Origin of the sequence: Roseateles sp., assembly GCF_044373315.1 — a bacterium.
Taxonomy (GTDB): domain Bacteria; phylum Pseudomonadota; class Gammaproteobacteria; order Burkholderiales; family Burkholderiaceae_C; genus JACDQM01.
Map to the genome: position 1 here is coordinate 69,313 of NZ_JBILQK010000004.1, position 25,366 is coordinate 94,678.

Annotated in this window: 20 protein-coding genes; 8 read left to right on the top strand and 12 right to left on the bottom strand. The window is 67.9% G+C overall.

Translation table 11 applies throughout. The annotated features are described in order from the left end of the window. Positions 1-31: 31 nt before the first annotated feature. A complete protein-coding gene (gene dacB, locus ACIQ67_RS02050) occupies positions 32-1,486 on the bottom strand; it encodes a D-alanyl-D-alanine carboxypeptidase/D-alanyl-D-alanine-endopeptidase (protein WP_397532684.1) in 1,455 nt (484 codons plus the stop codon). Between the two features lie 247 nt (positions 1,487-1,733). Here dacB and ACIQ67_RS02055 point away from each other — a divergent pair, with 247 nt between their 5' ends. Continuing rightward, positions 1,734-4,595 carry a TonB-dependent receptor domain-containing protein gene (locus tag ACIQ67_RS02055; protein ID WP_397532685.1) on the top strand — a complete coding sequence of 954 codons (2,862 nt, stop codon included), beginning with the start codon at positions 1,734-1,736 and terminating at the stop codon, positions 4,593-4,595. Positions 4,596-4,626: 31 nt separating this feature from the next. Here the strand turns inward: ACIQ67_RS02055 and ACIQ67_RS02060 are convergent, their stop codons facing one another. From ACIQ67_RS02060 to ACIQ67_RS02085, 6 genes are all read right to left on the bottom strand, one after another. Continuing rightward, positions 4,627-7,368 (bottom strand): EAL domain-containing protein, encoded by a 2,742-nt coding sequence (locus ACIQ67_RS02060; RefSeq protein ID WP_397532686.1) that lies wholly within the window; start codon positions 7,366-7,368, stop codon positions 4,627-4,629. A gap of 218 nt (positions 7,369-7,586) precedes the next feature. After that, positions 7,587-8,813, bottom strand: coding sequence for a hypothetical protein (locus ACIQ67_RS02065; protein WP_397532687.1), 1,227 nt, complete (start codon positions 8,811-8,813; stop codon positions 7,587-7,589). Between the two features lie 3 nt (positions 8,814-8,816). Next, complete coding sequence (locus tag ACIQ67_RS02070; protein WP_397532688.1) at positions 8,817-10,079, bottom strand: D-amino acid dehydrogenase; 1,263 nt, start codon at positions 10,077-10,079, stop codon at positions 8,817-8,819. Positions 10,080-10,325: 246 nt separating this feature from the next. Further along, the gene (locus ACIQ67_RS02075) at positions 10,326-11,519 is read right to left on the bottom strand and encodes an aromatic amino acid transaminase (RefSeq protein ID WP_397532689.1); all 1,194 of its coding nucleotides are present in this window, start codon (positions 11,517-11,519) and stop codon (positions 10,326-10,328) included. 81 nt (positions 11,520-11,600) lie between these two features. After that, positions 11,601-12,917: a glutamate carboxypeptidase gene (locus tag ACIQ67_RS02080; protein WP_397532690.1), complete on the bottom strand. Its 1,317-nt coding sequence runs from the start codon at positions 12,915-12,917 to the stop codon at positions 11,601-11,603. Positions 12,918-13,030: 113 nt separating this feature from the next. Continuing rightward, a complete protein-coding gene (locus ACIQ67_RS02085; RefSeq protein ID WP_397532691.1) occupies positions 13,031-14,167 on the bottom strand; it encodes a DUF2332 domain-containing protein in 1,137 nt (378 codons plus the stop codon). A 66-nt stretch (positions 14,168-14,233) separates the two neighbouring features. Between ACIQ67_RS02085 and ACIQ67_RS02090 the strand changes: the two genes are divergently transcribed. After that, positions 14,234-14,911 carry a Crp/Fnr family transcriptional regulator gene (locus ACIQ67_RS02090; protein WP_397532692.1) on the top strand — a complete coding sequence of 226 codons (678 nt, stop codon included), beginning with the start codon at positions 14,234-14,236 and terminating at the stop codon, positions 14,909-14,911. A gap of 17 nt (positions 14,912-14,928) precedes the next feature. Here ACIQ67_RS02090 and ACIQ67_RS02095 read toward each other — a convergent pair whose 3' ends face one another. After that, positions 14,929-15,417 carry a glutathione peroxidase gene (locus ACIQ67_RS02095; RefSeq protein WP_397532693.1) on the bottom strand — a complete coding sequence of 163 codons (489 nt, stop codon included), beginning with the start codon at positions 15,415-15,417 and terminating at the stop codon, positions 14,929-14,931. Positions 15,418-15,450: 33 nt separating this feature from the next. Beyond that, the gene (locus tag ACIQ67_RS02100; RefSeq protein ID WP_397532694.1) at positions 15,451-16,317 is read right to left on the bottom strand and encodes a DMT family transporter; all 867 of its coding nucleotides are present in this window, start codon (positions 16,315-16,317) and stop codon (positions 15,451-15,453) included. Between the two features lie 262 nt (positions 16,318-16,579). Between ACIQ67_RS02100 and ACIQ67_RS02105 the strand changes: the two genes are divergently transcribed. Further along, positions 16,580-17,506, top strand: a complete 927-nt coding sequence (locus ACIQ67_RS02105) for a hypothetical protein (RefSeq protein ID WP_397532695.1) — start codon at positions 16,580-16,582, stop codon at positions 17,504-17,506. 129 nt (positions 17,507-17,635) lie between these two features. Here the strand turns inward: ACIQ67_RS02105 and lplT are convergent, their stop codons facing one another. Continuing rightward, entirely contained in the window at positions 17,636-18,913 is a 1,278-nt protein-coding gene (gene lplT / locus ACIQ67_RS02110) for a lysophospholipid transporter LplT (RefSeq protein ID WP_397532696.1), read from the bottom strand. Between the two features lie 150 nt (positions 18,914-19,063). On the opposite strand from lplT, the gene alr reads away from it, so the two are divergent. Genes alr through arfB form a run of 3 tightly spaced genes read left to right on the top strand, consistent with a single transcriptional unit; the run spans position 19,064 to position 21,107 of the window. Further along, a complete protein-coding gene (gene alr / locus ACIQ67_RS02115; RefSeq protein ID WP_397532697.1) occupies positions 19,064-20,167 on the top strand; it encodes an alanine racemase in 1,104 nt (367 codons plus the stop codon). Between the two features lie 26 nt (positions 20,168-20,193). Beyond that, entirely contained in the window at positions 20,194-20,697 is a 504-nt protein-coding gene (locus tag ACIQ67_RS02120; protein WP_397532698.1) for an acyl-CoA thioesterase, read from the top strand. Beyond that, the gene (gene arfB / locus ACIQ67_RS02125; protein WP_397532699.1) at positions 20,697-21,107 is read left to right on the top strand and encodes an alternative ribosome rescue aminoacyl-tRNA hydrolase ArfB; all 411 of its coding nucleotides are present in this window, start codon (positions 20,697-20,699) and stop codon (positions 21,105-21,107) included. Before ACIQ67_RS02120 ends, arfB begins: the two co-directional genes overlap by 1 nt. On the opposite strand, the gene ACIQ67_RS02130 is transcribed toward arfB, so the two are convergent. Continuing rightward, positions 21,070-21,978: a DMT family transporter gene (locus ACIQ67_RS02130; protein ID WP_397532700.1), complete on the bottom strand. Its 909-nt coding sequence runs from the start codon at positions 21,976-21,978 to the stop codon at positions 21,070-21,072. The genes arfB and ACIQ67_RS02130 overlap by 38 nt on opposite strands. A gap of 52 nt (positions 21,979-22,030) precedes the next feature. Then, positions 22,031-22,660, bottom strand: a complete 630-nt coding sequence (locus tag ACIQ67_RS02135) for a LysE family transporter (RefSeq protein ID WP_397532701.1) — start codon at positions 22,658-22,660, stop codon at positions 22,031-22,033. 142 nt (positions 22,661-22,802) lie between these two features. Here ACIQ67_RS02135 and ACIQ67_RS02140 point away from each other — a divergent pair, with 142 nt between their 5' ends. Continuing rightward, on the top strand, positions 22,803-23,630 hold the full coding sequence (locus ACIQ67_RS02140) for a hypothetical protein (protein WP_397532702.1): 828 nt from the start codon (positions 22,803-22,805) through the stop codon (positions 23,628-23,630). Between the two features lie 105 nt (positions 23,631-23,735). Continuing rightward, the gene (locus ACIQ67_RS02145) at positions 23,736-25,364 is read left to right on the top strand and encodes an ABC transporter substrate-binding protein (protein ID WP_397532703.1); all 1,629 of its coding nucleotides are present in this window, start codon (positions 23,736-23,738) and stop codon (positions 25,362-25,364) included. The last annotated feature ends 2 nt before the right edge of the window (positions 25,365-25,366 follow it).

A 25,366-nucleotide genomic window follows, 5' to 3' on the forward strand; every position in this document is an offset into this window, starting at 1 on the left:
GCATAGCAAGGGCCTAGGCCGGCGCCCGGCCTCAGCGCTGCGAGGCCACCCACTCGGCCAGCGCGTCCAGCACCGGGCGTCCCTTGGCCGAGGCCTGCTCGTGATTCAGCAGAGCCACCAGCAGCCAGCTGCGCCCGCCCGCATCGGTGACGAAGCCGGCCAGGCCCACCACATTGCGCAGCGTGCCGGTCTTCAGCCGCGCCCGGCCTTCGGCGGCCGTACCCTTGAGGCGCCGGCTCAGCGTGCCATCGACGCCGGCCAGCGGCAGGCTGGCCATCAACTCGGGGGCGTAGCGGCTGCTGCGCAGCGCCAGCAGCAGCGCCTCCATCTGCCTGGGCGTGACGCGCTCGGCGCGCGACAGGCCCGAGCCGTTGTCCATCACCAGGCCCTCGACCGGGATCGCCTGAGCCTGGAACCAGGCCTTGACGCGGCGCTCGGCGGCGGCGGCGCTGTCCTCTCCGGGCTGGGCGCTGGCGGCACCGAGGCGCAGATAGATCAGGCGGGTGAGCGGGTTGTCCGAACGCTTCATCACGCCATTGATCAGCTCGCCCAGCGGCCGGTCCAGATGCGTCGCCAGCACCCGCGCGCCGGCCGGTGTGCGGCCTTCGAGCTCGGGGCCGCTGAGCGTGCCGCCCAGTTCGCTCCAGATCTGGCGCAGCGCGGCCGCCGTGAGCCACTGCCGATCGACCAGGTTCAGCGCCTGCTCGATGCGGCACTGGCGTGGAAAGCCGCCCTGCAGCGCCACGGTGACGCCGCTGGCGTCCTGCGTGACGCGCGGAAGCTGCCACTCGGCTTCCCAGTCGCGGCAGGGGCGCTCGTTCAGGCGCATGGCACTGGCGTCGACGCGCAGGCCCGGCAGCGCCGGGAAGCTGCGCGCCTCGATGCGTGCTGCGTCCGCCTGCAGCTGGATCTGCAGCAGATTGCCGTTCAGCAGCAGCGCGTCCGGAATGACGTTGTAGGGAAACTCGGGCGTCTCGTCGAAAGGCGGCTGCCCGATGTCCAGCCGGCTTGGGTTGAACAGGCCGCGGTCCACCACCAGGCCGCCGCGGATCTCGCGCAGGCCATGCTGATCGCGCAGCCGGCGCAGCAGGGTCGCCAGTGCGCCCCAGTCCAGTTCGGCATCGGCACCGCCGCGCAGGTACAGCGGGCCGTCCAGCACGCCATCGCGAATCGGCGCGTCCACCAGCAAGTCGGTGCGGCCGCGATGCGTGGCACCCAGCGTGTCCAGCGCCACCACGGCGGTGACCAGCTTCATGGTGGATCCCGGTTGCATCGAATCGTCCGCACGGCGCTGCAGGCGCTGGGCCGGGTCATCCAGCGGATAGGCCACGATGCCCAAGGCGCTTTCCGGCATGTCGGCCTTGGCCAAGGCCTGCTGCACCGGCAGCGGAAGTGCGGGTATCGCACGCCAGCTGGCGCAGCCGCTCAGCGCCAGGCCGAGGGCCAGCAAGCAGGCCCACTGGCCGACGCGACGATGAGTCTCCATCAAGCTTTCTCCGCGATTGAGGCCGTGACTTTATGCGAGCCGATCGGGCGGCAGGCCCTTCACATTCCGCCAGGTTATACGGACGCGACAAGCATTCATCGTGCCCGACGCAACAAATGGGTGACCGCCCTATCCCGTTCGGCACGCCACGTGCTGGATGATGAACGGCAACAGAAAAGCCGATTCAGATCATCCAATCGTTGGGGCGCCAGCCGCGCCACACCCGACCTACCGCAGGAGAAGCACCGTGAAACTCACCACCCTTGCCCGCAGCCTGGCCCTCATCGGCCTGAGCACCCAACTTGCAGGCGTCGCGCTGGCACAGCAGAGCACTACACCGACACAGAAGGTCGAGCGTGTCGAGATCACGGGCTCGAGCATCAAGCGCATCGCCGCCGAGGGTGCGCTGCCGGTGCAGGTCATCTCCCGTGCCGAGATGGAGAAGTCGGGCATCGTCACGGTCGAGCAGTTGATCGCCGACCTGAACATCAACGGCAACGGCATGGACAACCTGGCCTCCAACGCCGACGTGGCGGCCGGCTCGGCCCGCGGCAACAACGGCAGCTCCTCGGCCAATCTGCGCGGCCAGGGTTCAAGCTCGACGCTGGTGCTGCTGAACGGCCGCCGCATCGCCTCGCACGGCCTGAATGGCGGCTCGGTCGACCTGAACCAGATTCCGTTCGCAGCCGTCGAGCGGGTTGAAGTGCTGAAGGACGGCGCCTCGGCCATCTACGGCACCGACGCCATCGGCGGCGTGATCAACTTCATCCTGCGCCGCGATTACACCGGCCTGCAGGTCAGCACCTTTGTCGACGCCACTGAAGGCGGCGGCGGCAATATCTCGCGCACCTCGCTGGTGGGCGGCCTGGGCAATCTGGAGACCAACGGCTTCAACCTGCTGGGCACCTTGATGCTCAGCGACTCCAAGGCCCTGCGTGGCGACCAGCGCGGTTTCGTCAACACCTTCCAGCCCAACCGCGGCCTGTCGGTCGATACCCGTGGCACGCCCTACGCGACGGTCTTCCCGGTGAGTGGCTTCAACACCATCCTGAACCGGGTGGGTTCCAGCGCCGGCCCGATCCAACCGGGCACGACGCAGCAGATGGGCGGCGGCATCAACGTGCTCGACCTGCCCGGCCAGGCTGGATGCGGCGCCATGGATGGCGGCGGTGCTTATGACGAGGTGCTGTGGAACGTCGCCTCGGCCAAATGGGCCTGCGCCTACGACACCGGCCGTGCTGCGGTGCTGCAGCAGCCGGTGAAGAACACCAATCTGGTGCTGCGCGGCACGATGAAGCTGGGGGACAACAACCTGCTGATCGGTGAGTTCATCCGCGGCCGCTCCGAGTCGGAGAAGCGCTTCTCGCACTACCAGATTTCGACCAGCGCCCTGAGCACCAGCGCCACGTTCAACGTGTTGTACCCGCGGACGGGCAGCTCCTACGACTCCGTCTTCAACGAGATCGCCAAGGTTTTCCCCAGCATCGCAGGCAACTATGGCGCGCCGATCGCCTTCCGCTGGCGCTGCATTGATTGTGGCAACCGCGAGATCTCGACCACCTCGGACACCGGCCGCGCGATGCTGGGCCTGGAGGGCAGCTGGGGCAGCTGGGACTACAAGGCCGGCGTGTCGAGCGCCTACAGCGAGTCCCAGAGCGAGCTGGGCGGCGGCTACTACTACACCACCGGCCTGATGGATCTGATCAAGGCCGGCACGCTCAACCCCTTCGTACTGCCGGGCCAGAAGCAGACCGACGCCGCACTGGCCGCGCTGGCCGCGCAGTCGGCTGCCGGCACCACGCTGTATGGCGGCAAGTTCACGCTCAAGCAGGCCGATGCCTCGGCCTCCGGCCCGGTCTACAAGCTGCCAGCCGGTGATGTGATGGCCGCCGTCGGTTTGGACCTGCGCCGCGAGACCTTCCAGTTCCGTGGCGACGAGCGCACCACGCAGACGCCGATCTTCCTGGCGCCTTTCGACAACACCAATCTGCTGCCCAAGCCTGTCAGCCGTGATGTGAAAGCGGTGTACGGCGAGTTGCTGGTACCCGTCACCAAGAGCCTGGAGCTGACCGGCGCGCTGCGCCGCGACGACTACACCGGCTTCGGCAGCACCGTGAACCCCAAGGTCTCGGCGCGCTTCACGGCAAGCAAGGATGTGCTGCTGCGCGGCTCCTACAGCACCGGCTTCCGCGTGCCGACCTTCAACCAGGTGTTCTTCGGCGTCAGCGAGTCAGCCTACAGCGGCAAGGACCTGGTCGATCCGGCCAAGTGCCCAACGCTTAAGGTCGATCCGACCAAGCCTGGCTGCGAGTCGATCACCCCGACTACGCTGTTCGGCGGCAAGTCCAATCTCGGCCCCGAGGAGTCCAAGCAGGCCACGCTGGGCATCGTCTGGCAGCCCATGCCCAACCTGATCGCCAACCTCGACTGGTGGACAGTGCAGCGCGACGGCACCATCCAGGCACTCACCTTGACCAGCTTGGTCAACAACTACGCACTGTTCAGCGACCGCTTCATCCGCGATGGCGCGGGCAATTTGGTGACCATTGATCAGCGCTGGATCAATGCCGGCGAAACCCAGACCTCGGGCCTGGAGTTCGGCACCCGCTACAACACGACCGCCGATGGCAAGAAGCTGACGCTGGGCGCCGACGTGGCCTACCTGCTGAAGAAAAAGTCGCGCCTGATCGCCAACCAGCCCTTCGGCAGCAGCGAAATCGGCGTGTTCAGCCGCTCCAATGATCTGGGTCTGCGCTGGAAGCACACCGCCTTCATGGAAGTCAGCCAGGGCGACTGGACCGGCCGGCTGACCCAGGTCTACCGCTCCGGCTACAAGGACTATGCGCTGCCAGGCGTGGCTGCTGGTCTGATCAAGCCGGCGGAGTGGAACCCGAATGTGAAGCCTTATGTGCTGCACCACGTCTCGGCCACCTACCGCGGCATCAAGAACCTGACGATGACCTTCGGCGTGAAGAACATCTTCAATCAGGATCCGCCGTTCTCGGCCGCCTATGACTCCGACACCGGTGCCGGCAGCTCGTGGGATCCGCGTGTGGCCGACCCGCGCGGCCGCTCGTACACCGCTTCGCTGAGCTACAGCTTCAAGTAAGCGCGCTCAAGCCCTCAGCCCAACGGGCTGATCAAGCCCCGCCCGGCGCAAGCTGGCGGGGCTTCTTGCTGTGCGGGTCTGCGTCCGGGTCTGCAGCAGGCCGGCCGCTGCTGTAGTGGCTGGCGAAGGCCTCGAAGGCTGCCGCCGGCATCGGACGGGCGAAGAAGTAGCCCTGTGCTTCGTCGCAGCCCATCGCCTTCAGGCAGTCCGCCACAGCACCGGTTTCGATGCCCTCGGCGATCGACTTGACGCCCAGGCTCCTGGCCATGCTGATGATGGCCTGCACGATGGCTGCGTCATCCTTGTCGCTCATGATGCTGCGGACAAAGCTCTGATCGATCTTCAGCTTGTCGACCGCAAAACGCTTCAGGTATGCAAAGCTTGAGTAGCCGGTGCCGAAGTCATCGATGGAAATCTGCACGCCCATGGCCTTCAGCCGCATCACCGACGCCAGCACGGTCTCCGAATCCTGGATCAAGGTGGACTCGGTGAGCTCCAGCTCCAGCCAGCCGGGCGCCAGTCCGCTGGCCTGAAGTGCCTCGTTGACCGCGCACTCCACCTGGCCACGCTTGAATTGGATGGCCGACAGGTTGACGGCAACCGTCATGGGTGGGAGCCCCGCATCGCGCCAGGCGACAGCTTGTCGGCAGGCCTCACGCAAGACCCAGGCGCCGATGGGCACGATCAAGCCACTGTCTTCCGCCACCGGGATGAAGCGGCCCGGCGCGATCAGGCCCTGCTCGGGGTGGCGCCAGCGGATCAAGGCCTCGACGCCTGTCAGCTGCCCATTGTCCAGGTCGAACTGCGGCTGGTAGTGCAGCTCAAAGTGCTGCTGCTCCAGCGCCGTGCGCAAGCCGTTGCGGATCAGCAGATGGTCATGCGCCTGCACGTCCATAGTCGGGTCGAAGAAGCGCGCCATGTCCTTGCCGCCATCCTTGGCCTGGTACATCGCGATGTCCGCTTCCCTGAGCAAGGCTTCGAAGTCCGTGCCATCCGCCGGGAACATCGCAACGCCCATGGACAGCGAGCAGCTCAGCTCATGTCCGTCCACCACAAAGGGCCTCCGCACCTGCGCCTGAACCTTCTCGATCGTGGCTGAGACCGCTTCGACGTCAGCCAGGTTCTGCAGCAGCATCAGGAACTCGTCTCCGCCGTGGCGACAGACGGTGTCGCTGCTGCGGACACAGCCGATCAGACGCTCACTCAGCTGCAGCAGCAGCTGATCGCCGACCGCATGGCCGAGCGAGTCGTTGATCGTCTTGAAGTTGTCCAGGTCCATGAAGACCAGGGCCAGCATGGTCTGGCTGCGACTCGCCAGATCGGCGGCTTGCGCGAAGCGGTCCTTCAGCAGGGCACGGTTGGGCAGACCGGTGAGCACATCGTGATAGGCCAGGTGCTCGACGCGCGACTCCGCGCGACGCCGCTCTGAAATGTCGGTTGCGATGGAGACCACGCCCATCACGCGCCCCTCGCTGTCCTGCAGCGGCGCCATCGTGGCGCTGAGCTCCACCAGGGCGCCGTCCTTCCTCAAGCGCGTCAACTCCAGCCCATGGATCGTTTCGCCGGCGAGGACGCGTTGCTGCAATGCTCGCGACTCCTGCTGCTGCTGCTCAGAGAAGCCGCGCAAGGGCCTGGCCAGCGACTCTGCAGCAGACCAGCCGAACAGCGCTTCGCTGGCCGCGTTCCACTGGGTGACACGGCCCTGCGGGTCGCGGGTGTAGATGGCGACCGGCGATGAGTCGATGATGATGTCGGTCAGCCTGCGTTCCTCGGTCTGACGCTTCCATGACTTCAGAATCATCCCGGTCAGCAGCGCAACAAAGGCCACGAAAGCGAGCACCAGAACGGCTGTCCGGTTCAGCTCGCTGCGCCAGGCCTGCATCTGCTCCGTGGTGCTGACCTGCACCAGCAAGCCCAGCGGCAAGTGGTCAAAGAGCTGGAACGCCGACATGCGGTCGACACCCTCCGATGGCGACAAAGCGCGAAACATGCCTTGGCGCAGGCCCTGGTCCAGCATCTGGCCCAAGGGTGTGGGCGCGCTCCAGACGCCGCCCACGAGCGACTCGCTTGGGTTCGGCAGCGGGAATCGGAAGACCAACTGCCGGTCCTTGTCAAACAAGGCAAACACATCGCCGGAGCGCAGTCGCAAACCGGCCATCTGCCGGTGGTATCGACTGGTTGGCAAGGTCGCAATGACGGTTCCTGCAAGGCTGCCGTGCCGGTCCTTGAAGGCTCGGGCCAACACAATCATCGGCTCACTGCCGAAACGCGCGTCGGCCGGCGCGGCAATGGCCACGCCAGTGTCCGGCACTGATCGCAGATGCTGGAAGTAGGGCTGATCGGCGACGCTCCAAGGGCTGGCCGCCGGCGGCTGGCGCGGAAACACGATGAGGCCACGAGGGTCCGTCAGATAGATCCCGGCGATCTCCGGACGCAGATGCTTCTGACGCTCGACGAAATCCTCGAGAAAGCGCCCGCTGGCAGTGATCAGCTCCGGCTCACCCTCCAGCAGCCTGGCGCTGACCTGAACGACCCGGTCCACCCCGCCGATGGACTGCTGCACATCGGTGTAGACCAAGGTCGCCAGATTCCGCGTCGCGTCTGCGTTTTCTTGCAGGTTCTGCTGATGCGAGTTGCTGAGCGTGAACGCGGCAAACAGCGCGATCATCACCACGAGGCAGGCCATGCTGCTGATCAGCGCCACGGTCGGTCGGCGCAGCTGCCCACTGTGCCGCACAAGCAGTTGACGCAGGGAACTCGCGAAAACGGGCATTCACGCTCCCCAGTGCGCGGGTCGGGTGTCCATCCCAGCCTGCTAGGGCTTGGCTCAGCATAACCCTTCCCGTCCCCGACCCGGGCGTCCGGCCGGGGACCGGGGCGGACACGCCACAGGCCCGGACAGGCTCGCATCGCCGCCTGGCAGGCCGCATGCGCTGCCCAGGCGCTGCGGCCGAACCCGCTCAGCGCGACATCAGGGCATCAGGAGGAGGATCAGGGGGGCATCAGTCGACAGAGATGCGCATCGATGGCCGCACCCAGCGCCGGCAGCCGCCAGTTGCTGACGCAGCCCGGCTGCGTCACATAGCGGCGGCCCAGATTGCTGGTAAAGGCAATCAGGTAGTGCCGGTTCAGCGGCGTGATGCCGCGCACGATGCCGGCATCGGCGCCGTAGTTCTCGGTGTTGCCGGTCTTGTGGGCAAACGCCAGTTCCAGCCCGGTCTGTGCCGAGAGATCGCCCGGGAAGCGGTGCGGCCCGACCTGCGCGCCGCCATCCCGCCCGAGCCAGCGCAGCGGCAGCCGCGCCGGCAGGCCCGGCACCCAGTTTGGCAGACCGGCCAGCACGCTGCTGGAGAGGATTTCATGCAGGCCCTGCTCCTGCAGGCAATACAGCAGCTCGCTCTGGCTGGCGGCCGACAACAGCGGCGGTGTGCCCGCAGGCAGCCAGGGCGGCGGCGGCGCGGCGCGGTCCAGCAGCCACAGCAGGCGTAGCGCGTCCCACGCAGTCATGTGCAAACAGCCGACACCGGCACCCGCCGCATTGCCCCAGCCGCCATCGGGGCGGGTGTGGGCCAGTCGCAGGCCCGGCAGCCCATAGGCGCGGAAACAGTCGTGCAGTTCGTTGTGCAGTTCCAGCTGCCCTTCGCGCCGGATGGCGCCGCAGCTGTGCAGCAGGGCCACCAGGGCGGAGGTCGAGCGGTTGCAGCTGATCACGGTCATGTCGAAGGCCCAGTCGCGCAGCGCGCGCCGACGGCCTTCAAACGCCACGGCCTTGCCCCAGTCGCTGCGGCCGGCGTCGACCAGGCGCGCCACGCCCACCAGCACCATCAGCTTGATCAGCGAGGCGGGATAAGGCGACACAAACTGATGCCCGCCCTGCCCGCACAGCGGCTGCCACTTCAGCTGCGACCAGTCAGCACCCGGCAGCCAGGCGATGGAGCGGCCCTGGGCATCCTGCTGATCGGCCAGATAGCTCAGATTGCGGGGAGAGCCGGCATCGGCCCCCAGTTGAGCCACCAGGCCCTGCGGGTGCTCGCGCGAGAACAGCACATTGGCGAACACGGGCGCAGCGCCCTCCGGGAAGGCGGCCACCGCCAGATCGATGCTGGGGAAGTGCTCGATGGCAGTGCCGCCGCACAGGCTGTCCTCGGTCTGCTCGAAGCGCTGGGCCAGCACGGCGTGCCGCAGCGCCTGGGCCAGAGTCTGCGCATCGAAGCTCATGGCTCAGGCCGCGGCCAGCTGCAGGCCTTCCAGCTTCATCGGGCTGGCACGGCCCGAGATCAGCTCGGCCACGATGCGGGCCGAGGCGAAGGAGAAGGTGAAGCCGAGCGCGCCATGGCCGACGTTGAGCCACAGATTGCCCACCGGCGTGGCACCCAGCAGCGGCGCACCGCTGGGCGTGGCCGGTCGCAGGCCGGCCCAGTTGGCTGCGTGGTCATAGTCGGCAGCCTGGGGGAACATGGCCCGCACCGCGCGCTGCAGCGAGGCAATGCGGCGCGGATCGATACAAGGGTCGTCGCCCACAAGATCCACCATCGCGGCCACGCGCAGCTGATCGCCGATGCGAGCATACAGCACCTTGCGCTCGAAGTCGGTCACGCTGACCTCGGGCGGTCGGTGCTGCGCGCTGATCGGCGCCGTCAGGCTGTAGCCCTTGAGCGGATAGATCGGCAGGTTCAGGCCCACGCTCTTGCCCAGGCCGCGGCTCTGCAGGCCGGCGGCGAGCACGAAGCCATCGGCAGCGATCTCTGCCTGATCGGTCTTCAGCGCGACGGCCTGGCCCTGCGAGAGCACGAAGCCGCGTGCCTCGCTCTGCACGATGCCGGCCAGGCCGCCATGGCTGCGCAGGCGCTCGGCCAGCTGCAGGCACACCGCGTGGCAATCGGCCACCGCCTCACCCGCGGTGAAGATGCCGCCGGCCAGCTGAGCGTCGCTGTGCGCCAAGGCCGGTTCCAGCGCCACACATTCCTGATGGCTCAATGCCTGCTCGGGCGAGTCGGTGCCCAGGGCGCGGGTCCGTGCTGCCACACGCGCAAACTCGGCCGGCTTGCGGTAGACCACCAGCTTGCCGGGCGCACGCAAAGCGCTGGCGCCAGCATCGATGCCGGCACTGCGGCACAGCTCGGCGAAGGCCGACTGGCTCAGCGCCCCCAGCTCCAGCAGGCGGGCCGTGGTGCGGGCATTGACCGGGGCGCGGCAGGCGCGCAGAAAGTCGAGCATCCAGCGCCATTGATGCCAGCGCGCCTCGGGCTTGAAGCGCAGCGGCCCATCAGGATCGAGCAGCCAGCGCAGCGCCTTCACGGGCACGCCGGCATCCGCCAGCGGCGAGACATAGCGATAGCTCAGCTGGCCACCGTTGGCACGGCTGGCGCCGCCCGCGATGGCGCTTTCGCGCTCCAGCAGGGTGACGCGATGGCCTCTCTCAAGCAGGGCCCAGGCGGTAGTCAGGCCGACGACGCCCGCACCAATGACAACAATGTGCTTCATCCAGACTCATGGACTTCCAAAGTTCCGGCAGGGTACGGACTGGCGCACCCTTGAGCCAATGAATGCAAAGGCGCTTCGTATAACTTTGGCACATGCGGCGGGAAGCTCACGGGCCGAGCGCCGGGCCGCCCCAAGCCGGTCCCCCCGGGGGAGAGAGTGCCGTGGCTCCAATCCCGCCTGCGCTGGATTGGACGGCACGGGCGCCGGCGGTGTCTCGCCGACGGCCGGCCAAAGGAGCCCTATGCCTTAGGCGAGAACCGCCGCCATCGCGCTGGCCGTGGCCTCGACGTTCTTGCTGTTCAGCCCGGCCACGCACATGCGGCCCGAGCGCACCAGATAGACACCGAACTCGTCCTTGAGCCGGTCGACCTGGGCCGGCGTCAGGCCGGTGTAGCTGAACATGCCGCGCTGGGTCAGGAAGTAGCGGAAGTCGCGCCCCGGCAGCTTGGCCGACAGCACGTCGAACAGCGTGTTGCGCATGGACAGGATGCGCTCGCGCATTTCTTCCACTTCGCCTTCCCACAGCATGCGCAGCTGCGGATCGCTCAGCACGCGCGCAACGATCTGGCCACCATGCATCGGCGGGTTGCTGTAGTTGCGGCGGATCACGAACTTCAGCTGGCCCAGCACATTGGCCGCCTGCGCGGCATCCGGGCACACGACCGACAACGCGCCGCAGCGCTCGCCGTACAAGCTCATGCTCTTGGAGAAGCTGTTGGCGATGAAGAAGGACAGGCCCGCGTCCAGCAACGCGCGCACCGCGAAGGCGTCGGCCTCGATGCCATCGCCATAGCCCTGGTAGGCCAGATCCAGGAAGGGCAGCAGCTCGCGTTCCTGCAGCACCGGGATCAGCTCATCCCACTGCATCGGGGTCAGGTCGACGCCGGTGGGGTTGTGGCAGCAGGCATGCAGCAGCACCACGCTCTTGCTGGGCAGGCTGCGCATGAAGGCCAGCATCTCGGCAAAGCGCAGGCCGCCGGTCTTGGGGTCGTAATAGGGATAGGTCTTGACCTCGATGCCCGAACCTTCAAACACCGCGCGGTGGTTGTCCCAGGTCGGGTCGGACACATAGATGGCGCTGTCGGGGAAGTAGCGCTTCAGGAAGTCGGCGCCAACCTTGAGGCCGCCACTGGAGCCCACGCCCTGGATGGTGGCGATCCGGCCTTCCTTCAGCGCCGGATGCTCGGCGCCGAACAGCAGGCCCTGCACCGCGCTGCGGAAGTTGGCCGCGCCCTCCATCGGCAGATAGGGCCGCGCACCGGCTTGGGCGACCACCTGCAGCTCCGCCTGGCGGACCGAATCCAGCATCGGGATACGGCCATCGTCATCGAAGTAGATGCCGATCGAGAGATTGATCTTGCCGGGCCGCGGGTCCTTTTGGAAAGCCTCGTTGAGGCTCAGGATCGGGTCGCCGGCATAGGCGTCAACATGCTGGAACATGGGGGTGTCTCCGGGGCTGAACAAGTGTTGGCGCCCATTATCCGCGCCACGCTCGCGACGCCCCATTCCAGCTGCCCAGGATCACCAGCGGGCACGCCCCTGTGCGATGTCCAGGATCAGACGCAGATTGAGCACCAGCTTGGGCTCGATGGAGTCGATCTGCACGAACTCGGCATCGGTGGTGTGGGCACCAAAGCCGCGCAGGCCCAGGCCTTCCAGCACCGGCGCCTTGGTGGCCAGTGCGGCAAAGGCGGCGTCGGTGCCGCCGCCACTGGGCGTGTCGCGCACCACCAGGTTCATGCCCTGCTCCCGGGCCAGCGCGCTGACATGCGCCCCCAGCGCGCGCGAGGCATCGGTGGCCTGCAGCGGCGGACGGCGGCGCTCGAAGTTGAGCGTCACCTCGGACTCTGGCAGCAGACGGTTCTTGATGCGCTCGCGCAGCGTGGCCTCGATGCCGTCGAAGTCGGCCACCCGGTCGACGCGGATGTCGGCCGAAGCCTCGGCCGCCGGCGGGATCATGTTTCGCACGATGCCGGCGCGTGCCAGCGTCCAGTGCACCTGGCGGCCGACGCTGCGGTCGGACAGGTCGCGCGCCTGCAGAACCTGGTGCGCCAGCTCGTACAGCGAGTTGACGCCGCGCTCCGGCGCTGCGCCAGCATGCGAGGCGCGGCCCTTCACCAGCAGGTTGGCCGCGGCAATGCCGCTGGTGGCCAGGCGCAGGCTGTCGGGCCCGGCCGGACCGCCGCCGCCCTCGTAGGACAGCACCACATCATGTTCGCCGCCCAGGCGAGTGATCGTGTTGCGCGAGGCCGGCGAACTGATCTCCTCGTCGCCATTGATCAGCACCGTCAGCAGGCCGTAGTCCTGCACATTGAGCGTACGCAGCAGGGCCACGGTATGCAGGATCACGGCCACGCCCTGCTTGTCGTCGGCGATGCCCAGACCATAGGCCTTATCGCCCTCAACGCGGAAGGGCTGCTGCGCCAGCATGCCGCGCGGATAGACCGTGTCCATATGCGCCAGCAACAGGATCTTCTTGCTCCCGCGGCCCGTAAAACTGGCCCTGACGATGCGCCCCGGCTTCTCGGGCGTGTCGAACATCTTGTAGTGATCGGCCGCCGGCGGCTCGATCAGCTCGACCTTGCCGCCCAAGGACTGCAGCCGCGCGCTGATATAGGCGGCGATGCGGTCCAGGCCCTCGCGGTCCGAACTGCCGGACTCGATCTCCACCAGCTCCTTCATGGTCTTCAACAGGGCCGGCTTCTCCTGTGCGGCCAGGCCGCGCAAGGTCTCCAGGCTCGGCGCCTGGGCCTGGGCCAGCAGCGGCAGCGTCAGGGCAAAGGCCGACAGCAGCCCGAGCGCCAGACGGCGCGGCCGATGAAACGAAAGGTGGGACATGGCGACAAGCCTCGCATCGATGATGGTGACGCCTCGATGCTAGCCGGCAGCGGCGGGCCGACCACCCTGGATTGACCCAGGTTCGAACGCACAGCGCCCACCGCTACGGACGATCAGGGCGGCAGCGCCAGCCACTGCAGCCAGCGGCCGTGCGGATGCGACCAGGCCAGCGCCTGCTGCTGCAGCGCGCCACCGGCATCGGCCCATTGCAGGGTCCACAGGCTGCTTGATCCCGGCTGGTAGTCCTGCGGCAACGGCGGCTGGGCCAAGGCTGGCGGCCGCAGAGCCAGGGCCTCGGCGCTGAGCCACAGCAAACCATGCCGGCGCATCAAGCCGGCCACGCGCTCGCGGTGCAGAGCCAGCGTCGGCGCGTCGAAATAGGCCAGCACCCAGGAGTTGAGCAACACTGGCTGGACGCCTGCCGGCAACTCAGCCAGCCACTGCTCGAGCACGGCCAGGCCATCCGCCGCCTGGCGCAGTGGATACGCGGCTTTGCGCGCCAAGCTCACGGCCTGCGCCAACCGCTCGGCGCGCACGCGGTCATGCGGCCACAGGCAGGCCTGCAACCAGCGCACCGCCGCCGGGTCCTGCACATCGACTGGCGCCAGATCCACGCCCTGGCGCGCCACGAGGCGCCAGGGTGCTGCCCTGGGCGCTGGCGCATCGCCGCGCCACTCGCACGCGATCAAAAGGGGTGCAGGCGTTGGCGCGCCGTGCTGGAAGACGCCGTAGTCATAACGATATTCCTCCACACCCAGGTTCAAGCCTGCGCTGCAGCCGAAGTCGAACAGCGCCAGACGGTCGGCGTCGCGCCAGCGGGCGATGTGATTCAGCGCCGGCCAAAGCACGACACAGCGCCCGACCTCATTGGTCTGGGTGGCGCGCCCGCGCAGATGCGCGATCAGCGCTGGCTGCTCCTGGCTCGCAAAGTCCAGCAGCAGGGCCGGCAACTCGGCATCCGGCGCGCGGCTGCCGCCGCAGCTGGGGTAGTAGCTCGCCAGCGCATGCGGCACACCCACCAGCAGCCGCTCATGCAGCGCCGCCAGCAGCAGATTGGGCCGCGCCTGCTGGCCGGGCGCATGCTGCATCAGCGCCAGCAGTTCAGGCGTGTCGGCGATGGCCCGGCAGATCGCCACGTAGAGCGGATCGTCGGTGCATTCCTGCTCGGCAAAGCGGCGGTACTGGGCGGCCCAGGTCCGCAGCGCTGCGCTGTCGGCCGCGCCCGGAAGGCTTGCGTGATTGATCTGCATGGCGCCAGCCTAAGGGCGAAGCGCCGGGCAGAATGTCAGGCACACGACATTGACAGAGCGACGCGCATGGGCGACGACAGCAAAGCGGCCGAGCTGCAGCGGCTGCTGCAGGCCAATTTCGCGCAGCTGGCGCTCAAGCCCGCCGCGCTGCAGGCGCTGGCTGCGCTGGTGGCCCAGCGCTCGCTGCGACGCGGCGGCGTGCTGTTTGCCCAAGGCCAGCCGGTGCAGGCCTTCTATGCGGTGCAACGCGGCGAGATCGAGACCCGCTTCGGCGCGCCGGACGGCAGCGTGTCGGTGCTGGAGTATGTGCAGCCGCCGAGCTTCTTCGGCCTCTCGGCCTTCGCCGCCGGCCTGCCTTCGCGCTACGAGGCGCTGGCCAGCAAGGCCAGCCGGCTGTGGGTGTTCGGCCCCGAGGCCTATCGCTACCTGATGGACGAGGTGCCGGGCTTCGCCCGCGCTATGCTGGCCGAGTTGTCACGGCGTTATGACGGCACCTTGCATCTGCTGGAGGCCTCGCGCCACAGCGGCGCGGCCGAGCGCATGCAGCTGGCGCTCGCCCAGTTGCGCCGCGAGCGTGCCGAGGGCGAGCCGGATGCAGAGGGGTGGCTGGCCCTGGCCGCCACGCAGGCGGAACTGGCGGCGCTGGCCAATGTCTCGCGCCAGACCATCAACCAGCTGCTGCGCCAGGCGGTGGGCGAAGGCCGCCTGCGGCATAGCTACGGGCGGCTGTGGGTGCGCGCCTGAGAGGTGCTGCGGATGGATCAGGCCTTGAGCGCCGCCTCGATGTCCTTGCGCAGCTTCTCGGGCGCATCGGTCGGCGCGTAGCGCTTGAGCACCTGGCCGTCGCGGCCCACCAGGAACTTGCTGAAGTTCCACTTGATGCCCTCGGTGCCGAGGAAGCCCGACTTTTCGGACTTGAGCCACTGCCACAGCGGGTGCGCCTCGGCACCGTTGACCTTGACCTTGGCCATCATCGGGAAGCTGACGCCGTAGTTCATCTCGCAGAAGGAGGCGATCTCCTCGTTGCTGCCCGGGTCCTGGCCGCCGAATTCGTTGCTGGGGAAGCCGATCACCACCAGGCCCTGCTCGCGGTAGTCCTGCCAGAGCTGCTCCAGGCCCTTGAACTGCGGCGTGAAGCCGCAGGCGCTGGCGGTGTTGACGATCAGCATGACCTTGCCACGCTGTGCCGCCAGATCAGCGGGCTTGCCGTCGATGGAGATGGCGCTGAAATCGTAGATGCTTTGGCTCATGGTGTCCGTCCTTGTCAGGCGCCGGATGCTAGCTCAATGGCCGCTCGGACGTCGCTCAAGGGTTGCCAGCAACGCGGCAGCCAGAATGCACAGGCCACCGATGGCGGTCTTGCCGTCCAGGCTGCCACCGCCCAGCCACAGCGCCGAGATCGCCGCGGCCGGCACCTCGATCAGCATGATCACCGCAGTCACATTGGCCGGCAGACGCGCTGCCCCATATTGCAGGGACAGATTGGAGAGGAAGAACAGCAGTGCCACAGCAGCCACCGGAATGGCCCAGAGCCAGCCCGGCAGGCTGGGCCAGGCACTCAGGCCGCTGGACGACAGCGCTAGCGCAGCCAGGCCAGCCACGATGGCGCCGCCGCTGAACATGGCCAGCGCCCGGGCGCGTGCATCGCGCGCGGCCTCGCGCCGCAGCATCACGTTGTTGAGCGCAAAGGCAAACCCGCCCGCCACGCCCAGCCAGTCCGGCAGGCTGCTCGGCAGCGGCACGCCGCCGCCTTCGGGCCACAGCACGGTGGCCGCCCCGGCCAGCGCCAAGGCCATGCGCCCCAGGGCCAGCGCGGTGAGCTGCTCGCCCAGAATCAGCCGGGCCAGCAGCACCGCCCACAGCGGCATCAGATAGAACAGCAGCACCACCCGCACCACATCACCGGTGGCCACGCCCCAGTTGAAGCAGGTGTTGCTGGTGCCGGCCGCCAGCATCACCACCCACAGCGCAGGGCTGCGGCGCAGCTCGGCCAGCGCGCCGCGCGAGCTCACGGCGATCACCAGCAAGGACAGGCTGTACAGCAGTGCCGTGGTCCACAAGGGGTGCAGGCCCGCGGCATGAAACTGCCGGAACGGCCACCAGGACAGTCCCCAGACCAGGGCGTTGAAGGCAAGCGCGAGATAGGCCATGGGCTGCGGCAGCGCCCTGGCACGGCCGGCGGGCGCGTAAAAAGACCGGCCAAACAGGCCTGCAAGAGGGATCGATGGGGGTGGTTGGCCGGCCGCAACAAGGTGTCAGAAACTGACGCGGACCTGTGACATTGCCGGCTCACAATGCCCAGGGTTTATAGCATGGCGAAACGGCCGGACTTGGCATTCCAATCGGCCTGCCGCGCGCTGCTGGACTGCAGCAGTCTTGATCGAACCACGCATCACCGATGGGGGCTCTCTCTTGAATCACTTGGTCTGCTACACGCCGCAAGACTTGCAGTCAGCCTCGGCGCCTTCCCTGGAGACCTACCGCTGGCGCCTGCTGGCACAAGGCGATTCGTGGTTCTCCACCGCCGCGGCTAAGCTCAGTGCACACGCCAACCTGCTGCAGGAACTGGTGTTCGCGCAGCCCGTCATGGCGGTCAACTGCGCCGGCCAGGGCGACGCGCTGGAGCATATGGTCGACCTGGAAGCCGCGCCAGATTTCGTCAGGCTGCTCAGCGCTGACGACGCCCCAGTCTGGGACGGTGTGCTGCTGTCGGTCGGCGGCAACGACCTGATCGACGCTGCCAAGGTGCCTGCCCATCCGCCCGCGCCCAATCAGCAAGACCTGACCCCGCTGCACCTGCGCCTGCTGCGCCACCAGACTGAATGGGGGCCGCCCTCCGCCGGTGTGGCGCGCTACTTCTCGGAGCCAGGCTGGCAGACCTATGCCGCCTATCTGCGCAGCAACATCAGCCATCTGCTGAGCCTGCGCGACCAGGGGCCTTCACGCGGCAAGCCGGTCTTCATGCACTGCTATGCGGTGCCGATGCCGCGCCCGGCCGGCGCACCGGAATCCGGCCCCTGGCTGTATCCGGCCTTCAAGGCCTATGCGATTCCCGCCGCCGACTGGGCCGCCGTCAGCCGGCTGATGGTGGTGCACCTGGCCCAGTTGCTGAAGAGCCTGGCGGCCGACCCGGTCAACTTCCCCGGCCTGAAGGTGTTCGACTCAACCGCCGTGCCACTGGCGCTGGCCACACCCGGCAGTACCGGCATCAGTGGCGACTGGCACAACGAAATCCACCTCAACCACAGCGGCTCGCTGAAGATCGGCCGGGCCTGGAGCGAGCATATCGAGGCGGTGCTGCGCGGCCCGGTGCCCGGCGCCGGCAAGAAGAAGAACTGAGGCCGGACCGAGCACAGTGCAGACGCACTGTGCGACGCCTGCCGAAGGACGCTGCGCCTGCAAGCGCAGCGGCTGAGGCCGGACCGAGCACAGTGCCAAGGCCAGCGGCCTTGGCCTTCACCAGCCGCCTCAGTGGTGGTCGGAGCGCGCCAGTTTCAGCAGGCGCCCCAACTCTTCGGGGTGCCGCACGCAGTTATTGCGGTGCCAGCGCTGGATCAGCCACATCGTGCCCGCCACCACCACGCCGAAGATGCTGATCGCGCCAAAGGCCGACATGCCGAACTTGGTCAGGCCGGCGTAGAGCGCGCCCAAGCCCAGGATGCAGGCCTGCTCGTTGAAGTTCTGCACGGCGATGGAGCGGCCCGCGCCCATCAGGTTGTGACCGCGGTGCTGCAGCAGTGCATTCATCGGCACCACCAGGAAGCCGCCGATGGCCCCCAGCATGATCAGGAAGGGCGCGGCGACCCAGACATTGCTGATCACGTTCATCAGGATCACCAACAGGCCCATCGCGATGCCCAGCGGGATCACGCTGGTGGCTTTGTCCAGCCGCATGTACATCGAGGCCACCACCGCGCCGACCGCGGTGCCGATGGCCACCACGCCGACCAGGCTGGAGGCCTGGGTGGTGCCATAGCCCAGCGCCGCAGCGGCCCAGGCCAGCACGATGTAGCGCAGATTGCCCGAAACACCCCAGAACAGCGTGGTGGTGGCCAGCGAGATCTGGCCCAGCTTGTCCTGCCACAGGCGCGAATTGCAGGACATGAAATCGCGCACCAGGCCGACCACGCCGCCGTCCAGCGGCTGCAGCGCCGCATCGGTGCGCGGAATGCGCAGATTGAACAGCGCCGCCACCACATACAAGCCGACCAGGCTGGCGATCGCCGCCTCGGGTGCGGTATCGATGCCGGTGTCGATCATCGGCAGGTCCAGGCCCAGCAGGAAGGGCGCGACATGCGCACCCACCAGCTGTCCGCCCAAGAGCACGCCCAGAATGATGGAACCAATGGTCAGGCCTTCGATCCAGCCATTCGCCTTGACCAGCTGCGAAGGCGGCAGCAGCTCGGTGAGGATGCCGTACTTGGCCGGCGAGTAGGCCGCGGCGCCGAGGCCGACGATGGCATAGGCCAGCAAGGGATGGCTGCCGAACAGCATCAGCAGGCAGCCCACCACCTTGATGCTGTTGGAGACGAACATCACCCGCCCTTTGGGCACCGCATCCGCGAAGGCGCCGACGAAGGGCGCGAGCAGCACATAGAACAGCGCGAACATCGGCACCAGGGCGGCGCGCTGCCATTCCGGTTCACCCGAGGTGCGCAGCAATTCGACCGCAGCGACGAACAGCGCGTTATCAGCCAGCGAGCTGAAGAACTGCGCCGCCATGATGGTGTAGAAACCTTTTTTCATCTGCCCTGCGGGGTACTGCGGCTCATCGGCGGCGGGTTGGCGGAAAAGGATCAGGACCGGCGCCCGGAGCGGGCACGAGCTGCGGCGGGTTTATAGCATGCAGTGCTTTCATGGCCGCCCGCGCCTGGGGCGGATGACACAATCCATGCCATGCCACGTCCGATTGAAGCCCTGATCCACACCACTGCCCTGGCCCACAACCTGGCGCGCGCGCGCGAAAGTGCCCCGGACGCCAAGGTCTGGGCCGTCGTCAAGGCCGACGCCTACGGCCATGGCATCGAGCGCGCCTTTGAAGGCCTGCGTGCCGCCGACGGCTTCGCGCTGCTGGACCTGGACGAGGCGCAGCGCCTGCGCAAGCTCGACTGGCGCGGCCCTATCCTGCTGCTGGAAGGCTGCTTCGAGGCTCGTGATCTGGAACTCTGCTCACGCCTCAAGCTCTGGCATGCGGTGCACTGCGAGCAGCAGATCGACTGGCTGGCGATGCACAAGACGCACGAGCCGCACCGTGTCTTTCTGAAGCTCAACAGCGGCATGAACCGCCTGGGCTTTGCGCCGGCTGCCTTCCGCGGCGCCTGGAACCGCCTCAACGCCCTGCCCCAGGTGGACGAGATTTCGCTGATGACGCATTTCTCCGACGCCGACGCGCAGCGCTTCGGCCAGGACGGCATCGCCCATCAGCTGGCGCTGTTCGACGAGCTCACCGCCGACCTGCCCGGCGAGCGCAGCCTGGCCAACAGCGCCGCCACGCTGCGCCATGCGACCCGCGTGCGCAGCGACTGGGTGCGCGCCGGCATCATGAGCTACGGCGGCGTGCCCGACTTCCCTGAACACGACGACGCCCACTGGGATCTGCGCCCGGCGATGACGCTGCGCTCCAGGATCATCGCCACGCAGAACCTGCAGCCGGGCGACACCGTCGGCTATGGCTCCAGCTTTACCGCCGACAAGCCGATGCGCATCGGCATCGTCGCCTGCGGCTATGCCGACGGCTATCCGCGCCACGCCCCCACCGGCACGCCGGTGCTGGTGGACGGCCTGGCGACCACGACGGTGGGCCGCGTCTCGATGGACATGCTGAGCGTCGACCTGACCGATCTGCCCGAGGTCCGCTTCGGCAGCGAAGTGACGCTGTGGGGCCAGGGGCCGCGCGGCCGCCATCTGCCCATCGACGCGGTGGCGCGCTCGGCCGGCACCATCGGCTATGAGCTGATGTGCGCGCTGGCGCGGCGCGTGCCGGTCAGCACGGTCGACTGATCACACACGGAAAACCAGAGCACGCCATGGACCTGCCCGCCCACCAGCTCAGCATGACGGTGCTGATGACGCCCGACATGGCCAACTTCTCCGGCAATGTGCACGGCGGCACCATACTGAAGCTGCTCGACCAGGCCGCCTATGCCTGCGCCAGCCGCTATGCCGGGCGCTATGTGGTGACGCTGTCGGTCGACCAGGTGATGTTCCGCCAGCCCATCCATGTGGGCGAGCTGGTCAGCTTGCTGGCCTCGGTCAACTTCACCGGCAGCAGCTCGATGGAGATCGGCATCAAGGTGGTGGCCGAGAACATCCGCAGCCAAGTCGTGCGGCATGCCAACAGCTGCTTCTTCACCATGGTGGCGGTGGACGACGCCGGCAAGCCTGTGGCCGTGCCGCCGCTCAAGCCCGCCACGCCCGACGAGCAGCGCCGCTGGGCGGCCGCCAAGGTGCGGCGCGAGCTGCGCCAGGAGCTGGAGCAGCGCCACCGCCAGCTGCGCGCGCCCGAAGCCGCGTCGCCGTCGTCATCCTGATGCGGCTGGACTGGCTGCCCAGCGAGGCGGAGCTGGACTTCAGCTTCGTGCGCGCCCAGGGTGCCGGCGGCCAGAACGTCAACAAGGTCTCGACCGCCGCGCATCTGCGCTTCGACATCCGTGCGTCCAGCCTGCCCGAGGTGATCCAGCAGCGCCTGCTGCAGCTCTCCGACCAGCGCATCAGCAGCGATGGCGTTGTCGTCATCAAGGCCCAGGAGCACCGAAGCCAGGAGCGCAACCGCGCCGACGCCATCGCGCGCCTGGTCGAGCTGGTGCAGAGCGTGGCCCACACGCCCAAACCCCGCAAGGCGACCAAGCCGACCTATGGCTCGCAGCAGCGCCGCTTGCAAGGCAAGTCGCTGCGCAGCGGCGTCAAGGCCGGGCGGGGGCGGGTGCGCTCGGGCGAGTAGCGACAAACAGGCTGATCAGGCTCAGGCCCATGCCGCTGAGCGACAGCGCTGTGGGCTGCCAGCCCTCGAACAGCGCCGAGATCAGCAGCGCGATGACCGGGATCACCACACCGGTGAGCGCCGCACGCGCCGCGCCTTGCGCCTGGGCCAGCTTGAAATACAGCACGAAGGCCACCACCGAGCCGAACACCGACAGGTAGAGCAGCGAGAGCAGATAGCTGGGCCGCGCGTCGAAGTGCAGCCCGGCGCCGCTGGCGAGCGAGGCCAGCGTGAGGAAGAGCGCGCCATAGCCCATGCTCCAGGCCAGCACTGGCACCAGTGCAAGATTGCGCCGGGTCAGCGTCAAAGTCAGCACATTGCCGATGCAGGCGCACAGCACCGCCAGCAGGCCCAAGCCCAGGCCCAGCAGCGCGTTCGGCCGCGCGCCGGTGGCGGCGATCTCGGGCCAGAAGATCATCGCCACGCCGGCCACCGCGCCGGCCGAGGCCAGCAGAAAGCGCCGCGTCACCGACTGGCCGAAGAACAGCCGGCCCGACAGCGCATTGCCGAACACCATCAGCGAGAAGAGCACAGCCACCAGGCCGCTGGGAATGTGACGCTCGGCCTCGTAGACCGACCAGTAGTTGCCGCTGTACTGCACGATGCCGGTGGCCAGCATCAGCACATGGGCCGAGCGCGGCAGCGCCAGCAGCGCCTCGCCGCGCCAGCGCGCCAGGGCGGCCAGCATCAAGGCCGCCAGCGCAAAACGCCAGGCCACCGAATTGAGCACCGGCACCGCGCTGTCGAGCTGGTAGAGGATGACGTGCCAGGTGCTGGCCCAGATCAGAGTGGGCAGCCAGAACAGCCAGCGTTGTTGGGAAGCAGAAGGCATCAAAGAATCGGGCCGCCCGCAGGCGGCCCGCCTATCAGTAAAGACAGCGGGCTCAGGCCGCGCGCTTGAACGTGGCCAGCAGCAGGCCGGCGGCGACAAACAGCGAGCCGAAGCTGCGGTTCAGCAGGCGGATCTGGCGCTCGGAGCGCAGCGCGCTCAGCACGCGCGCGGCCAGCGCGGTGTAGCCAGCCATCACCACCAGATCGGTGAAGCACAGCGTGGCGCCGATCACCAGGTATTGCGTCAGCAGGCTCTGCTTGAGGTCCAGAAACTGCGGCACCACGGCCAGGATGAAGACCGTGCCCTTGGGATTCAGCGCATTGATCACCCAGCCGCGCAACACCAGCTGGCGCCGCGTCACCACGCTGGCATCCAGATTGGAGGCCACCATGGGCTTGGCCGGCGCGCGCCACTGCTGCACGCCCAGCCACACCAGATAGGCCACGCCGGCCCACTTGATGATTGCAAAGCCCAGCGAAGAGGTGGCGATCAGCGCGCCCAGGCCCAGGCCGACCAGCAGGATCTGGGTCAGGATGCCCAGCACCAGGCCGAAGGTGGTGAAGTAGCCGCGGCGGAAGCCGTGGTTCAGGCCCGAGCTCATCGCCGCGATGGCGCCAGCGCCGGGTGAGAGGCTGATGGCCCAGGACGCCGCGAAGAACGCCAGCCAGACAGAGAATTCCATGAGATATGCACTCCAGGCGCCCGCCCGACAGCGGCGGCGCGAGCGGGGGTTGTAGCACGCCCATGCCCGGACAGGCGCACGCCGGCATTACAGTCGTGCGCAAGGCGCAGCCCACGATGCGCCAGCCAGGGAGCCTTCAGCCATGAACCCATCCACTCCGTCCGCGCTGGCGCGCCGCGAGCGTACCTTCGTCGAACAGACCCGCGCCCGTCTGAAGCAGCAGCGCTGGCTGCGCCTGCATGTCTCGCTGATCGCCTTGCTGACGCTGGCTGGCCTGATGGGCACCGGCCTGCTGCTGCGCCTAGCCGGCATCGAGTCGCTGGCGCTGCGCTATGCAATGGCGCTGCCGCTGGCCTATCTGATCTACCTGGGCCTGCTGCGCCTGTGGGCCGGCTATTTGCTGAGCAATGAAGACGCCGGCCCTGATGCCGCGGATGCGCTGGATCTGCTGCCGGATCTGCCGCTGCCGCGCGGCGGAGGCAGCAGCGCCCCATTGCCGCGCTTCGAGGCCGGCGGTGGCGGCGACTTCGGCGGCGGCGGCGCCACCGCCAGCTTTGCCGATGCCGGCGAAGGCGCAGGCGAGATCGCCACCGAAGTAGCCAGCCACACGCTGAAGATCGGCGCCAAGGCGCTGGACGGCGCCGACGAAGGCGCGGTGGTGATCGTGCCGCTGCTGGTGGTGCTGGCCATCGGCGCGCTAATGATGACAATGCTGGGCCTGGGCGTGTTCGCCTTGTTCGGCGTGGATGTGCTGATGGCGGTGGTGCTGGAGGTGGCGCTGGCCGGCCTGGCCGGCGGCTTTGCCTGGCGCCGCCGCCGCGAAGGCTGGCTCAGGCACGCCTTCAGCCACACCTGGAAGGCCGCGCTGGCGATGCTGCTGTGCGGTGTGCTGCTGGGCGCAACACTGGACCACTGGGTGCCGCAGGCGCAGTCGCTGCCGCATGCGCTGAAGCTGCTGCGTGGCGGCTGATGCCGCAGGGCCGCTGACCGGCCTGCGCCCCCGGGCAAGACCCGAGCCCGCGACGGCGGCGCCTCCCTACACTGCGCCCACCGCTGCTGCCCGGAGTCAGCCCTCATGACCGCTGCTGTTGTCCATGCCCTGTGCACCCGCACCCTGCGCCGCCTGAGCGGCACCCTGCTGGCTGCTGCGCTGCTGGCCCTGCCCACGGCCCAGGCCCAGACCCTGCGCATCGCCAGCGCCTTCGACCCGCAGACGATGGACCCGCATGCGCTGGCCCTGCTGTATCACACGCGGGTGGCGTTCCAGGTCTATGAATCCCTGGTGGGCCGCGACGAGAAGTACCAGCTGGAGCCCGCACTGGCCACCGCCTGGCAGATGAACAGCCCCACCAGCTGGCGTTTCACGCTGCGCCAGGGCGTCAAGTTCCATGACGGCAGCCCCTTCACCGCCGACGATGCGGTGTTCTCGCTGGAGCGCACGCTGGCCCCGCCCTCGCAACGCGCCTTCCAGCTCAAGGGCGTGAAGGCGGTCAAGAAGATCGATGAACGCACGATCGAAATCCAGCTGGAAGCGCCCGATGCGGTGCTGCCCGAGAAGCTGCCCTTCATCGGCATGATGAGCAAGGCCTGGAGCGAGCGCCATGGCGTGATGCGCGCGCAGGACTTCAACGGCAAGCAGGAAACCTACACCGTGCGCAATGCCATGGGCACCGGCCCGTTCCGGCTGGACAGCTACCAGCCCGACGTGGCGCTGCAGCTCAAGCGCCATGCCAGCTGGTGGGGCTGGGCCGATGCCAAGCGCCACGGCAATCTGCAAGAGGTGCGCTTCGTGCCGATCAAGAGCGATGCGACCCGTCTGGCCGCGCTGGCCTCGGGCGAGGTGGACCTGGTGCTGGACCCGCCCTTCCAGGATGTCAACCGGCTCAAGGCCGACCCGCGCATCACGCTGCTGCAGATGCCCGACATCGGCCAGCAATACCTGACCTTCGACCACGCGCGCGAGGAGCTGGAGTTCAGCGATGTGAAGGGCAAGAACCCCTTCAAGGACCTGCGCGTGCGCCGCGCCGTCTATCACGCCATCAATATGCCGCTGATCATCGACAAGGTGCTGCGCGGCCAGGGCACGCCCACCGGCGCCTTCCTGTCGACCCTGGTGGACGGCAGCCCGGCCGAGCTGGACCGGCGCCTGCCCTACGACCCGGCCAGGGCGCGCGCGCTGCTGGCCGAGGCCGGTTATCCGAACGGCTTCAGCGTGACGCTGGACTGCGTCAACGTGGCCTGGCGCGAGAACACCTGCCAGGCCATGAGCGCCATGCTGACCCAGGTCGGCATCAAGACCACGCTGCGCAGCAGCCCCACCAACCAGTTCTTCCCCAAGCTCAGCCAGGGCACGGCCAGCTTTGTCGAGTACGGCTGGACGCCCATACCCGACGCCTGGGCTTCACTGAACGCGCTGCTGCGCAGCCATGACCGCAGCGGCCTGGGCACCTTCAACGCCGGGCGCTACAGCAACCCGAAGCTGGACGTGCTGATCGACCAGATCCGCACCGAGCCCGACCTGACCCGCCGCCGCGCGATGGTCAGCACCGTGCTACGCCTGGCTGCCGAGGACCTGCCCTACATCCCGCTGTACCGCCGCACACTGAACTGGGCGATGAGCAAAAAAGTTAGCGCGGTGCAATGGCCCAGTGACTCGATCGAGCTGCGCTGGGTGCGCATGCAAGAGGCACGGCCAGCGCGCTGAGC

Excerpts from the sequence above, each read along its gene's own strand:
- dacB (WP_397532684.1), bottom strand. The coding sequence starts at position 1,486 with ATGGAGACTCATCGTCGCGTCGGCCAGTGGGCCTGCTTGCTGGCCCTC.
- ACIQ67_RS02060 (WP_397532686.1), bottom strand. The coding sequence starts at position 7,368 with ATGCCCGTTTTCGCGAGTTCCCTGCGTCAACTGCTTGTGCGGCACAGT.
- ACIQ67_RS02065 (WP_397532687.1), bottom strand. The coding sequence starts at position 8,813 with ATGAGCTTCGATGCGCAGACTCTGGCCCAGGCGCTGCGGCACGCCGTG.
- ACIQ67_RS02070 (WP_397532688.1), bottom strand. The coding sequence starts at position 10,079 with ATGAAGCACATTGTTGTCATTGGTGCGGGCGTCGTCGGCCTGACTACC.
- ACIQ67_RS02075 (WP_397532689.1), bottom strand. The coding sequence starts at position 11,519 with ATGTTCCAGCATGTTGACGCCTATGCCGGCGACCCGATCCTGAGCCTC.
- ACIQ67_RS02080 (WP_397532690.1), bottom strand. The coding sequence starts at position 12,917 with ATGTCCCACCTTTCGTTTCATCGGCCGCGCCGTCTGGCGCTCGGGCTG.
- ACIQ67_RS02085 (WP_397532691.1), bottom strand. The coding sequence starts at position 14,167 with ATGCAGATCAATCACGCAAGCCTTCCGGGCGCGGCCGACAGCGCAGCG.
- ACIQ67_RS02090 (WP_397532692.1), top strand. The coding sequence starts at position 14,234 with ATGGGCGACGACAGCAAAGCGGCCGAGCTGCAGCGGCTGCTGCAGGCC.
- ACIQ67_RS02095 (WP_397532693.1), bottom strand. The coding sequence starts at position 15,417 with ATGAGCCAAAGCATCTACGATTTCAGCGCCATCTCCATCGACGGCAAG.
- ACIQ67_RS02100 (WP_397532694.1), bottom strand. The coding sequence starts at position 16,317 with ATGGCCTATCTCGCGCTTGCCTTCAACGCCCTGGTCTGGGGACTGTCC.
- lplT (WP_397532696.1), bottom strand. The coding sequence starts at position 18,913 with ATGAAAAAAGGTTTCTACACCATCATGGCGGCGCAGTTCTTCAGCTCG.
- alr (WP_397532697.1), top strand. The coding sequence starts at position 19,064 with ATGCCACGTCCGATTGAAGCCCTGATCCACACCACTGCCCTGGCCCAC.
- ACIQ67_RS02120 (WP_397532698.1), top strand. The coding sequence starts at position 20,194 with ATGGACCTGCCCGCCCACCAGCTCAGCATGACGGTGCTGATGACGCCC.
- arfB (WP_397532699.1), top strand. The coding sequence starts at position 20,697 with ATGCGGCTGGACTGGCTGCCCAGCGAGGCGGAGCTGGACTTCAGCTTC.
- ACIQ67_RS02130 (WP_397532700.1), bottom strand. The coding sequence starts at position 21,978 with ATGCCTTCTGCTTCCCAACAACGCTGGCTGTTCTGGCTGCCCACTCTG.
- ACIQ67_RS02135 (WP_397532701.1), bottom strand. The coding sequence starts at position 22,660 with ATGGAATTCTCTGTCTGGCTGGCGTTCTTCGCGGCGTCCTGGGCCATC.
- ACIQ67_RS02140 (WP_397532702.1), top strand. The coding sequence starts at position 22,803 with ATGAACCCATCCACTCCGTCCGCGCTGGCGCGCCGCGAGCGTACCTTC.
- ACIQ67_RS02145 (WP_397532703.1), top strand. The coding sequence starts at position 23,736 with ATGACCGCTGCTGTTGTCCATGCCCTGTGCACCCGCACCCTGCGCCGC.